Here is an 11,817-nt window from a genome sequence, read left to right as displayed (position 1 = left end):
GGTTTCTGGTGGACTGGGTATTCGAAGCGATGATCTTGCAAGGAGTTGTAACAGCTTGGTCACGCAGGGGGGTTAAAGTTGGTACACAACCTGATGAGGAGACAGGCCATGACCTTGCAAAACAGCAGCGATGCCAAGATTGAAGTAATCCGCCAACCGCAATACCTGCCTTGCTCCGTCATCGACGCCCAAGGCCGCGAAGTGCAGATTACCGAAGAGATGATCCAGCAAGCGTGCCGTGAGCTGGAACAGCGACTGGTCAAGCCTGCCCCGCAAGGCTGAAGTGTCCACGCTCTTTCAGAACCGGCCTTGATGGCCGGTTTTTTGTGGACTCGTTCCTACAACAGTTCAGCGCCCAATGCCTCAACGATGCCCGACAACCGCGCCGATTGCCCATGGATGCGCACCTTCAAGCCATCGATCTCACGGCGCTCCGGATAATGCTTGCGCAGCAGGTCGAATGCCTTGCGTTGCTCATCCACCGTTCCCACGAGGCTGCGACGGAAATCCGCATCGTCGCGACGCGGGTCGTACACGCTGCGGCATAACGTCGCCAGCGCCCAGGCCGGGTCGGTAGACGCATTCAAGTGGACCTCGGCCAGCCACGGCGGCGGCAGCAAATCGCTCAATTCAATCGCGGGCTCCTGACCCAGATGCGCACAAAACGCCTGGTAGATCTGCGCCGTGCCACGCTGCTTGCCATCCAGGCTGTAACCGGCGATATGCGGAGTGGCCAGCACGCAGAGGTCGGCCAGGTCGACATCCACTTCGGGCTCGCCTTCCCACACATCCAGCACCGCTTGCAGGTCTTCACGCTCCAGCAACACGTCGCGCAGGGCGGCGTTATCCACCACCGGGCCACGGCTGGCGTTGATCAGCCAGGCACCGGGCTTGAGGCGGTTGAGGCGGTCGCGATCGAGCAAGTGCCAGGTGGAACCATTGCCGGACTTGGTCAACGGCGTGTGCAGGCTGATCACGTCGCATTGCTCGATGATCTGCTCCAGGCTGACGTAGTCAGCGTCTTCGGCGATCTGCCGGGGCGGGTCGCAGACCAGCACGTTCCAGCCTAGGCCCTTGAGCACCTTGACCAGGCGCCCGCCCACTTCACCGGCGCCGACGACACCGTAAGTCCGCTGATTGAGGTCGGCCCCTTCGATTTCGGCCAGGGTCTGCAAGCTGCCCAGCACATAGTCCACCACGCCACGGGCATTGCAGCCGGGCGCGCTGGACCATTGAATGCTGGCCCGCTTGAAATAATCGAGGTCCAAATGATCGGTGCCGATGGTGCAGGTGCCGACAAAGCGCACCTTGGAACCTTCGAGCAAGGCTCGGTTGACGTTGGTCACCGAGCGCACCAGCAGCACATCAGCCTGTTCGACGGTGGCGCGGTCAATGGAACGGCCGGGCACCCGGCGGATTTCGCCAAATCCTTGGAAGAAAGCATCGAGTAGCGGAATATTTTCGTCGGCAACAATCAGCATGGCAGGCTCCTTTGGCGGATCAGCAGTGTACAGGGATGCGATCGGTGTTCCACCGCAGATCGAAGGTGGTAGCCGGCTTGCCAGCGCCCACAGGGAATTGCGCTGCCTGGAAGATTGCTTACAAATCGTTAACACAGGTTTTTTCCTGACCGCTGTGTCAACGCGTAGAATCCGCCGTCCTGCGCTCTTTTCTTGGACATCTGTACGTGAACACTGCCACCGCCACCCTCACCCGTCCCGCCCGCATCAGCCGGGAAGTGCGCGGCCTGATGAGACTCGCCCTGCCGATCATGATCGGCCAACTGGCAACCACCGCGATGAGCTTCGTCGATGCGGTGATGGCCGGGCGCGTCAGCCCGCAAGACCTGGCGGCGGTGGGCCTGGGCAATTCGATCTGGATTCCGGTGTACCTGCTGATGACCGGTACCTTGCTGGCCACCACGCCGAAAGTCGCCCAGCACTACGGCGCCGGCCAGCACAGCGAGATCGGGCCGCTGGTGCGCCAATCCCTGTGGCTGGCGGTGGTGGTCGGCATCACCGCGTCGCTGTTACTGCTCAGCGCCGAACCCATCCTGCACGCGATGAAGGTTGAACCCGACCTGATCAAACCTTCCATGGGCTACCTGCACGGCATCGCTGCGGGCATGCCGGCCGTTGCGGTGTATTACGTGTTGCGTTGTTTCAGTGATGGCCTGGGCCGCACACGACCGAGCATGGTCATGGGCCTGTGCGGGTTGGCGCTGAATATCCCGCTGAACTACATCTTCATCTATGGCCATTTGGGCGTGCCGGCCATGGGCGGAGCGGGCTGCGGCTGGGCCACGGGCATTGCGATGTGGGTGATGATGCTCGGCCTGGCAGGCTGGACGCGCTGGGGGCCGGCGTACCGGAGCAGCGAACTGTTCAAGCGTTTCGATTGGCCGCAATGGGCGGTGATCAAGCGCGTATTGGGCATTGGCCTGCCGATCGGCATCGCGATCTTTGCCGAATCGAGCATCTTCGCGGTGATCGCCCTGCTGATCGGCAGCCTGGGCGCCACGGTGGTCTCCGGCCATCAGATCGCCCTGAACGTCAGCTCCCTGGTGTTCATGATCCCCTACTCCCTGAGCATGGCCGTCACCGTGCGCGTCGGCCAGGCCCTCGGCCGTGACCAGCCGCGCGAAGCGCGCTTTGCCGCCGGCGTCGGCATGGGCACAGCGCTGGTATATGCCTGCCTGTCCTGCAGCCTGATGCTGTTGTTCCGCGAACAGATCGCGACGATCTACACCCCGGACCCCGTGGTGATCCACCTGGCGTCGACGCTGATCGTGTTTTCAGCGCTGTTCCAGTTTTCCGACTCGATCCAGGTCACCGCCGCCGGTGCGTTGCGCGGCTATCAGGACACCCGGGTGACCATGGTGCTGACCCTGTTTGCCTACTGGGGCGTGGGGTTGCCGGTGGGTTACGCCCTGGGGCTGACCGACTGGCTGGGCGAGCCGAGCGGCCCCAGCGGTTTGTGGCAGGGGCTGATCGTGGGCCTGAGCTGCGCGGCGGGGATGTTGCTGGTGCGCCTGGCGCGCAGCGCACGCCGACGCATTCGCCGGGACAAGGCGCGGAGTTAAGCGGACTTCTTGCGAATCCAGTACAGGTACGTACCGGCCTGCTCCTGCTGAGCCACCAGTTCGTGGTCGAGGAACACGCAGAACTTGGGAATATCGCGGCGGGTCGACGGGTCGGTCGCGATCACCTTGAGCAGACCGCCAGGCGGCAGGTCGCGGATGTGCTGGTGCAGCATCATCACCGGCTCCGGGCAGTTGAGGCCCGTGGCATCAAGGGTGCCGTCGACGGCGGTGTCGGTCATATCGCTCATTGATTACTCCTGCAGCAGGCGCTCAGTTTAACGGGCCTTGGTTTTCTTCACATCTACCAGGCGGCGCAGGTGGCAGGTCACTTCTTCGCGGTCGTGGTACAGCTGCTTGCAGCCGATCTCCACGCGAATACCACGCGCCTTGAAGCCGTCTTCGATGCGCTCGAGCAAACGCTTGACCTCGGCGTAACGCTGTTTCATCGGCAGTTTCAGGTTGACCACCGCTTCACGGCAATAACCTTCGCCGATCCAGGTTTCCAGCAAGGCGGCGTTGCGTGCCGGTTTTTCGACGATGTCACACACCATCCAGTCCACCGGCTGCTTGGGCACGAAGGTGAAGCCGTCGGCCATCAAATGCTGCACCAGGCCAGTGTCCATCAGGCTTTCGGCCATGGGTCCGTTGTCGATGGCGGTCACCAGCATGCCCCGGTTGACCAACTGCCAGGTCCAGCCGCCGGGCGCGGCGCCCAGGTCGACGCCCGTCATGTCGCCGTGCAGGCGCTCGTCCCACTGGTCGCGGGGAATGAAGTGGTGCCAGGCCTCTTCCAGCTTCAGGGTCGAGCGGCTAGGTGCGTCGCGGGGGAATTTCAGGCGCGGGATGCCCATTGGCCACATCGCCGAGTTGTTCGATTCGGCCAAGCCGATGAACGCTTCGCGACCGCTCTTGAAGGTCAGCAGCAGGCGTGGCTTGCTCGGCTCGTCCACCAGCTTGCCGGCGTTGAGCAGGGCTTTGCGCAGGTGGACTTCGAATTTCTTGCAGAAATTCGACAGTTCCTTGCCGTCGTTGGTGTCGACCATCTCCAGCCACAGGCTGCCGCACACCGGAAAATCGCGCAGGTGCGCGAGGATCACGCTGATGCGGTCGGTTTCCGGCAGGTCGATGAACACCCCGCGTGCCCATTGTCGCGGGAAGATCAGCTCGGCAAAACGCTGGCCGTGCATCAGGCGCTGGGCGCCATCTTCTTCGGTGCAGACAAATTCGGCGCAAGCGCTGCCGGTCTTGGCCTTGGCGTAGCCAGAAACGTTCAGGCGCGCGGCGTGTTCCGCGATCTCGGAACAGACCTCGCCTTCAAAACCCGGGCGGCAGTGCATAAAAAGGGTGTTCATCAATTCTCCTGGCGACTCAACGGACGTGCGCTATCGCAATGTCTGTCATGAAAACGCGCGCATGATAGCTGACTTCGGAACCTTGGATCTGTCCATAGAGTCCAGTAATTAGCCAGCTACTGAAAACAGCGCTAGTTTGATAGCTCTGTTCGTCCCGTCAGGTCCGTAGCCGTGCGGACCATAAGGAGTCATGTAATGTCATCCATTGATAGCCTGAGAACCCTTAAAACCCTGCAAATCGACGACAAGACTTATCACTATTTCAGCCTGCCCGAAGCCGCCAAGAGCCTGGGTGACCTGGATAAGCTGCCGATGTCCCTCAAAGTGCTACTGGAAAACCTGCTGCGCTGGGAAGACAACAAGACCGTCACCGGCACCGACCTCAAGGCCATCGCCGCCTGGCTCAAAGAACGCCAGTCCGACCGCGAGATCCAGTACCGCCCGGCCCGCGTGCTGATGCAAGACTTTACCGGGGTGCCCGCCGTGGTCGACCTGGCCGCCATGCGCGCCGCCATGGCCAAGGCCGGTGGCGACCCGCAACGCATCAACCCGCTATCGCCGGTGGACCTGGTGATCGACCACTCGGTGATGGTCGACAAGTTCGGTACTACCGGCGCGTTCGAGCAAAACGTCGACATCGAAATGCAGCGCAATGGCGAACGCTACGCCTTCCTGCGCTGGGGCCAAAGCGCCTTCGACAACTTCAGCGTGGTGCCGCCGGGCACCGGTATCTGCCACCAGGTCAACCTCGAATACCTCGGCCGCACCGTGTGGACCAAGGATGAAGACGGCCGTACCTACGCCTTCCCCGACACCCTGGTCGGCACCGATTCCCACACCACCATGATCAACGGCCTCGGCGTGCTTGGCTGGGGCGTGGGCGGGATCGAAGCGGAAGCGGCGATGCTCGGCCAGCCGGTGTCGATGCTGATTCCGGAAGTGATCGGCTTCAAGCTCACCGGCAAACTGAAAGAAGGCATCACTGCCACCGACCTGGTGCTGACCGTCACCCAGATGCTGCGCAAGAAAGGCGTGGTCGGCAAATTCGTCGAGTTCTATGGCGACGGCCTCGCCGACCTGCCCCTGGCGGACCGCGCCACCATCGCCAACATGGCTCCGGAATACGGCGCAACCTGCGGCTTTTTCCCGGTGGATGAGGTAACCCTGGACTACCTGCGCCTGTCCGGCCGCCCGACGCAGACCGTCAAACTGGTCGAGGCCTACACCAAGGCCCAGGGTCTGTGGCGCAACGCGGGCCAGGAGCCGGTGTTCACCGACAGCCTGGCCCTGGACATGGGCAGCGTCGAAGCCAGCCTCGCGGGGCCGAAACGCCCGCAAGACCGCGTGTCGCTGCCAGATGTCAGCCAGGCGTTCAGCGACTTCCTCGACCTGCAATTCAAGCCGACCAACAAAGAAGAAGGCCGCCTGGAAAGCGAAGGCGGTGGCGGGGTCGCCGTGGGCAATGCCGACCTGGTGGGCGAGGCCGACTATGAAGATGACGGCCAGACCTATCGCCTGAAAAACGGCGCCGTGGTCATCGCCGCCATCACCTCCTGCACCAACACCTCCAACCCCAGCGTGATGATGGCGGCCGGGCTGGTGGCGAAAAAGGCCGTGGAAAAAGGCCTGACCCGCAAACCCTGGGTGAAAACCTCCCTGGCCCCCGGCTCCAAAGTAGTCACCGACTACTACAAGGCCGCCGGCCTCACTCAATACCTGGACAAGCTCGGCTTTGACCTGGTGGGTTATGGCTGCACCACCTGCATCGGCAACTCCGGACCGTTGCCCGAGCCGATTGAAAAAGCCATCCAGAAAGCCGACCTGGCCGTGGCGTCGGTGCTGTCCGGCAACCGCAACTTCGAAGGCCGCGTACACCCGCTGGTGAAAACCAACTGGCTGGCCTCGCCGCCGCTGGTGGTGGCGTATGCGTTGGCCGGTACGGTGCGCATCGATATCAGCCGCGAACCGTTGGGCAACGATCAGCAAGGCAATCCGGTGTACCTGAAGGACATCTGGCCGAGCAGCCAGGAAATTGCCGAGGCCGTCGCCCAGGTCAGCACCAGCATGTTCCACAAGGAATACGCTGAGGTGTTTGCCGGTGACGCACAGTGGCAAGCGATTGAAGTGCCGCAGGCCGCGACCTACGTGTGGCAGAAGGACTCCACCTACATCCAGCACCCGCCGTTCTTCGACGACATCGCCGGCCCGCTGCCGGTGATCAAAGACATCAACGGTGCCAACATCCTGGCCCTGCTGGGCGATTCGGTGACCACCGACCACATCTCCCCCGCCGGTAACATCAAGGCCGACAGCCCCGCCGGTCGCTACCTGCGCGAACAAGGCGTGGAACCGCGTGACTTCAACTCCTACGGCTCACGCCGGGGCAACCATGAAGTGATGATGCGCGGGACCTTCGCCAATATCCGTATCCGCAATGAAATGCTCGGCGGCGAGGAAGGCGGCAACACGCTGTATATCCCCACCGGCGAGAAAATGCCGATCTACGACGCGGCCATGAAATACCAGGCATCCGCCACACCGCTGGTAGTGATTGCCGGCCAGGAATACGGCACCGGCTCAAGCCGCGACTGGGCGGCCAAGGGCACCAACCTGCTGGGGGTCAAGGCGGTGATCGCCGAGAGTTTCGAACGGATTCACCGCTCCAACCTGGTGGGTATGGGCGTGCTGCCCTTGCAGTTCAAGCTGGACCAGAACCGCAAGGCGCTCAATCTCACTGGTAAGGAGAAGATCGACATCCTCGGTTTGACCGCTGTGGAGATCGTGCCGCGCATGAACCTGACCCTGGTGATTACCCGTGAGGATGGCAGCAGCGAGAAGGTCGACGTGCTGTGTCGGATCGATACCCTCAATGAAGTGGAATACTTCAAGGCCGGGGGCATTCTGCACTATGTGCTGCGCCAGTTGATCGCCAGCTAAAGGTCGCTGGAGGCCAAATGTGGGAGGGGGCTTGCTCCCGATGGCGGTGAATCAGGCACAGTTATTCAACCTGACACACCGCCATCGGGAGCAAGCCCCCTCCCACATTTTTGACCGAGCTCAACCTTTCAGATCAGCCGAAGAGCCACTTCCACAGCAGTACCAAGACGACAACCGCCAGCACCGGCCGCGCAATGCGGTAGGCCTTGGGATGCTTGCGCTTCCACTGCTTGACCACACCGCTGATCTTGTCGCTGAACGACTTGCTCCAGGCATAGGCCTGGTTGATGCCGCCGACGCGTTCGTCATCCAGGTTCTGCGGCGCGGTGGCGCGGCCCAGTTGCGCGCTGACCCAGCGGTTGACGCGGGTCATCAGGGGACTGCTCAGGGGGCGCTCGATGTCGCAGAACAGGATCACGCGAGTCTTTTCAGTCTCGTTCTTTACCCAGTGTACGTAGGTCTCGTCGAACATCACGTCTTCACCGTCGCGCCAGGCGTATTCCTGACCATCGACGAAGATGCGGCAGTCGTCGGAGTTCGGCGTGGACAGCCCCAGGTGATAACGCAGGGAGCCGGCAAACGGGTCGCGGTGCGGGTTGAGGTGACTGCCGCCCGGCAACAGCGCGAACATCGCGCCCTTGACGTTGGGGATGCTGCTGACCAGCGCCACGGTTTTCGGGCACAGGGCCTCGGCCGACGGCAGCGGTTTGTCGTACCACTTGAGGTAGAAACGCTTCCAGCCCTTCTTGAAGAACGAACCGAAGCCGGCGTCGTTATTCTTTTCAGCAGCGCGGATGTAACCCTCGTCGAACAGGTGCATGGCCTCTTCGCGGATCACTTCCCAGTTGTCCTTGAGCACGTCCAGTTCCGGGAACTTGCTGCGGTCCAGGTACGGCTTGGACGGCACCGCCGAGAACAGGTACATCAAGGCGTTATACGGGGCAAACAGCGCCGAGTGGTTGACGAACTGGCGCAACATCGGCAAACGGGCCTTGCCGCGCAGGTGTACGTAAAGCGTACTGCCGATAAACACCAGCAACACCGACAGTTTGGCGGCCAAAGAAAAGGTCATGCAGCAACTCCTGGAAATAAGCGCCTGGCCAACAACCTCCCGTCGAGGGGAAACCAGACGTAGCAGCCGGCCATGATAAACACTTGGGCCATTATGCAGAAGGCCTTGGCCGACCGGCTGACATACATCAAACCTTGTGGCGAGGGAGCGTGCGCCCGCTGGACTGCGCAGCAGTCTCACTCTTTTAAACAACGTACAGGGCCACTTCGCGCCCCAGCGGGAGCAAGCTCCCTCGCCACATGTGCATCAAGCCTGGTTTTCTTGATCGGTAAACAAATCACTGAACAGCATGCTCGACAGGTAGCGCTCGCCGGAGTCCGGCAGGATCACCACGATGGTCTTGCCCTGCATTTCCGGCTTCTCGGCCAGGCGCACGGCGACCGCCATGGCCGCGCCGCAGGAGATCCCGCACAGAATCCCCTCTTCCCGCATCAGGCGCAGGGCCATGGCCTTGGATTCTTCGTCGCTCACCAGCTCCACGCGGTCGATCATCGACAGGTCGAGGTTCTTCGGCACGAACCCGGCGCCAATGCCCTGGATCTTGTGCGGGCTGGGCTTGATCTCTTGACCCGCCAGCGCCTGGGTGATCACCGGCGACACGATCGGCTCGACGGCCACCGACAGAATCGGCTTGCCCGCGGTGTTCTTGATATAGCGTGACACCCCGGTAATCGTGCCGCCGGTGCCCACGCCCGCCACCAGTACATCTACGGCACCGTCGGTATCGTTCCAGATTTCCGGGCCGGTGGTTTTTTCGTGGATCGCCGGGTTGGCCGGGTTTTCGAACTGCCCCGGCATATAGTAGCTGGCCGGGTCGCTGGCGAGGATTTCCGCAGCTTTGTCGATTGCGCCCTTCATGCCCTTGGCCGGCTCGGTCAGCACCAGTTCGGCGCCCAGGGCCTTGAGCACTTTGCGGCGTTCGATGCTCATCGACGCAGGCATGGTCAGCAACAGCTTGTAGCCACGGGCGGCGGCGACAAACGCCAGGCCGATACCGGTGTTGCCCGAGGTGGGTTCGACAATGGTCATGCCTGGCTTGAGTTTGCCGGTGCTTTCCGCGTCCCAGATCATGTTTGCGCCAATGCGGCACTTCACCGAATAACCCGGGTTACGCCCTTCGATCTTGGCCAGGATGGTCACGCCACGCGGTGCGATGCGGTTGATCTGAACCAGGGGCGTGTTACCGATGGAGTGCGCGTTGTCTGCAAAAATGCGGCTCATAACGGGTCCTTGAGGCGGTTTGAAGAAAGCCCCAAGGGTATGCCTCGTCTTCCAAAGCGTCCAGTCAGAGGAACGTTGGCAGCATCACAACAGTCAATCTCCTACACGCACGGAGATCTGCCCCATGAAACGTCGCTACAGTTGGCCGATTTGGACCATCGCTACGCTGGTGGTGGTGCTGGTTGCGCTGGACCTCGCCCTGCCCTACCTGGTGCGCAACTACCTGAATGACAAGCTCGCCGACATGGGCGACTACCGCGGCCAGATCACCGATGTGGACCTGGCCCTGTGGCGCGGCGCCTACCGGATCAATGGGCTGCAGATCGTCAAAGTCGACGGCAAGGTGCCGGTGCCCTTCGTCAAGGCGCCGTTGATCGACCTGTCGGTGAGTTGGCATTCGCTGTGGTACGACCGTGCCGTGGTGGCCGAGGTCCAGTTCATCCAGCCCGAGCTGAACTTTGTCGACGGCGGAGCCAACAAAGCGGCGTCCCAGACCGGTCAGGGCACCGACTGGCGCGCGCAACTGAGCAAATTGTTGCCGATCACCCTTAACGAAGTGCGCATCCAGGACGGCAAGATCGCCTTCCACAACTTCAGCTCCAAGCCGCCGGTGAACATCAATGCCACCTCGGTTAACGCCAGCGTCTATAACCTGACCAATGTCGTTGACGTCAAAGGCAAGCGTGACGCCAGCTTCGACGGCAAAGCCCTGCTGCAGGGCCAGGCGCCGCTGGAAGCCACCGCCACTTTTGACCCACTGAGCAATTTCGAAGACTTTGAATTTCGCTTTCGCGCACGCGATTTGCAGCTCAAGCGCATGAATGACTTCGCCTCGGCCTATGGCAAATTCGACTTCAAGGCCGGCACCGGCGACGTGGTAATCGAAGCCCAGGCGCAGAAAGGCCAACTGACCGGCTACATCAAGCCGCTGCTGCGTGATGTGGAAGTGTTCGACTGGCAGCAGGACGTGCAAAACAAGGACAAGAACATCTTCCGCTCGATCTGGGAAGCCGTGGTCGGCGCCAGCGAAACCGTGCTGAAGAACCAGAGCAAAAACCAGTTCGCCACCCGTGTTGAGCTGAGCGGCAGCGTACACCAGCAAGACATCAGCGCGTTCTCCGCGTTTTTGCAGATTTTGCGTAATGGGTTCATCCAGGCATTCACTGCACGGTATGAACAGCCCAAGCCATCGGCGGATTAAGCTGACCGGCCATTCAGAGACTGAATAACCCGTCTGCGTTCACAGTCGCCGGGGCCGCACGGTATAGTCGGGCATTGATGAATTCGAGGAATGACCGATGAAGTTCGAAGGCTCCCCGGCCTACGTTGCCACCGATGACCTGAAACTGGCCGTCAACGCTGCCATCACCCTGGAGCGTCCGCTGCTGGTCAAGGGCGAGCCGGGCACCGGCAAGACCATGCTCGCCGAGCAACTGGCCGAATCCTTCGGCGCCAAGCTGATCACCTGGCACATCAAGTCCACCACCAAGGCCCACCAGGGCTTGTATGAGTACGACGCGGTCAGCCGCCTACGCGACTCGCAGTTGGGCGTGGACAAGGTGCACGACGTGCGCAACTACCTGAAGAAGGGCAAGCTCTGGGAGGCCTTCGAGTCCGAGGAGCGGGTGATCCTGCTGATCGATGAAATCGACAAGGCCGACATCGAGTTCCCCAACGACCTGCTGCAAGAACTCGACAAGATGGAGTTCTACGTCTACGAAATCGACGAGACCATCAAGGCCAAGAAGCGCCCGATCATCATCATCACCTCCAACAATGAAAAAGAGCTGCCGGACGCGTTCCTGCGCCGCTGCTTCTTCCATTACATCGCCTTCCCCGACCGCACCACCCTGCAAAAAATCGTCGACGTGCATTACCCCAACATCAAGAAAGACCTGGTCAGCGAAGCGCTGGACGTGTTCTTCGACGTGCGCAAAGTCCCGGGCCTGAAGAAAAAGCCCTCCACCTCCGAACTGGTCGACTGGCTCAAGCTGCTGATGGCCGACAATATCGGCGAAGCGGTATTGCGCGAACGCGACCCGACCAAGGCCATCCCGCCCCTGGCCGGTGCGCTGGTGAAGAACGAGCAGGACGTGCAATTGCTCGAGCGCCTGGCGTTCATGAGCCGTCGCGGTAACCGATAAGGGCGCCTG

At 61.5% G+C, this 11,817-nt stretch carries 10 protein-coding genes; 5 read left to right on the top strand and 5 right to left on the bottom strand.

The features are described 5' to 3' along the window. Window positions 1-108: 108 nt before the first annotated feature. Window positions 109-282 carry a PA1571 family protein gene (locus ACS5Q8_RS08015; protein WP_276197032.1) on the top strand — a complete coding sequence of 58 codons (174 nt, stop codon included), beginning with the start codon at window positions 109-111 and terminating at the stop codon, window positions 280-282. A 56-nt stretch (window positions 283-338) separates the two neighbouring features. Here the strand turns inward: ACS5Q8_RS08015 and pdxB are convergent, their stop codons facing one another. After that, window positions 339-1,481 carry a 4-phosphoerythronate dehydrogenase PdxB gene (gene pdxB, locus ACS5Q8_RS08010; protein ID WP_443697306.1) on the bottom strand — a complete coding sequence of 381 codons (1,143 nt, stop codon included), beginning with the start codon at window positions 1,479-1,481 and terminating at the stop codon, window positions 339-341. A gap of 206 nt (window positions 1,482-1,687) precedes the next feature. Here pdxB and ACS5Q8_RS08005 point away from each other — a divergent pair, with 206 nt between their 5' ends. Next, a complete protein-coding gene (locus tag ACS5Q8_RS08005; protein ID WP_276197030.1) occupies window positions 1,688-3,082 on the top strand; it encodes an MATE family efflux transporter in 1,395 nt (464 codons plus the stop codon). Here the strand turns inward: ACS5Q8_RS08005 and tusA are convergent. Both tusA and rlmM read right to left on the bottom strand, forming a co-directional pair. Then, complete coding sequence (tusA, locus tag ACS5Q8_RS08000; RefSeq protein ID WP_373423728.1) at window positions 3,079-3,330, bottom strand: sulfurtransferase TusA; 252 nt, start codon at window positions 3,328-3,330, stop codon at window positions 3,079-3,081. The two genes, ACS5Q8_RS08005 and tusA, sit on opposite strands and share 4 nt — an antisense overlap. 27 nt (window positions 3,331-3,357) lie before the next feature. Then, the gene (gene rlmM, locus ACS5Q8_RS07995; RefSeq protein WP_253394109.1) at window positions 3,358-4,434 is read right to left on the bottom strand and encodes a 23S rRNA (cytidine(2498)-2'-O)-methyltransferase RlmM; all 1,077 of its coding nucleotides are present in this window, start codon (window positions 4,432-4,434) and stop codon (window positions 3,358-3,360) included. Between the two features lie 195 nt (window positions 4,435-4,629). Here rlmM and acnA point away from each other — a divergent pair, with 195 nt between their 5' ends. Further along, on the top strand, window positions 4,630-7,371 hold the full coding sequence (gene acnA / locus ACS5Q8_RS07990; RefSeq protein ID WP_443700025.1) for an aconitate hydratase AcnA: 2,742 nt from the start codon (window positions 4,630-4,632) through the stop codon (window positions 7,369-7,371). Window positions 7,372-7,504: 133 nt separating this feature from the next. Here the strand turns inward: acnA and ACS5Q8_RS07985 are convergent, their stop codons facing one another. Continuing rightward, window positions 7,505-8,443: an aspartyl/asparaginyl beta-hydroxylase domain-containing protein gene (locus ACS5Q8_RS07985; protein WP_276197028.1), complete on the bottom strand. Its 939-nt coding sequence runs from the start codon at window positions 8,441-8,443 to the stop codon at window positions 7,505-7,507. A 246-nt stretch (window positions 8,444-8,689) separates the two neighbouring features. Beyond that, window positions 8,690-9,664, bottom strand: coding sequence for a cysteine synthase A (gene cysK, locus ACS5Q8_RS07980; protein ID WP_276197027.1), 975 nt, complete (start codon window positions 9,662-9,664; stop codon window positions 8,690-8,692). 124 nt (window positions 9,665-9,788) lie between these two features. Between cysK and ACS5Q8_RS07975 the strand changes: the two genes are divergently transcribed. Both ACS5Q8_RS07975 and ACS5Q8_RS07970 read left to right on the top strand, forming a co-directional pair. Beyond that, a complete protein-coding gene (locus ACS5Q8_RS07975) occupies window positions 9,789-10,865 on the top strand; it encodes a DUF748 domain-containing protein (RefSeq protein WP_276197026.1) in 1,077 nt (358 codons plus the stop codon). Between the two features lie 97 nt (window positions 10,866-10,962). Further along, the gene (locus tag ACS5Q8_RS07970) at window positions 10,963-11,808 is read left to right on the top strand and encodes an AAA family ATPase (RefSeq protein WP_465160039.1); all 846 of its coding nucleotides are present in this window, start codon (window positions 10,963-10,965) and stop codon (window positions 11,806-11,808) included. Window positions 11,809-11,817 lie beyond the last annotated feature (9 nt).

Source organism: Pseudomonas sp. PAMC25584 (assembly GCF_058135675.1).
Note: the sequence above shows the minus strand (reverse complement) of the source record. Positions and strands in the feature narration are given on the sequence as shown.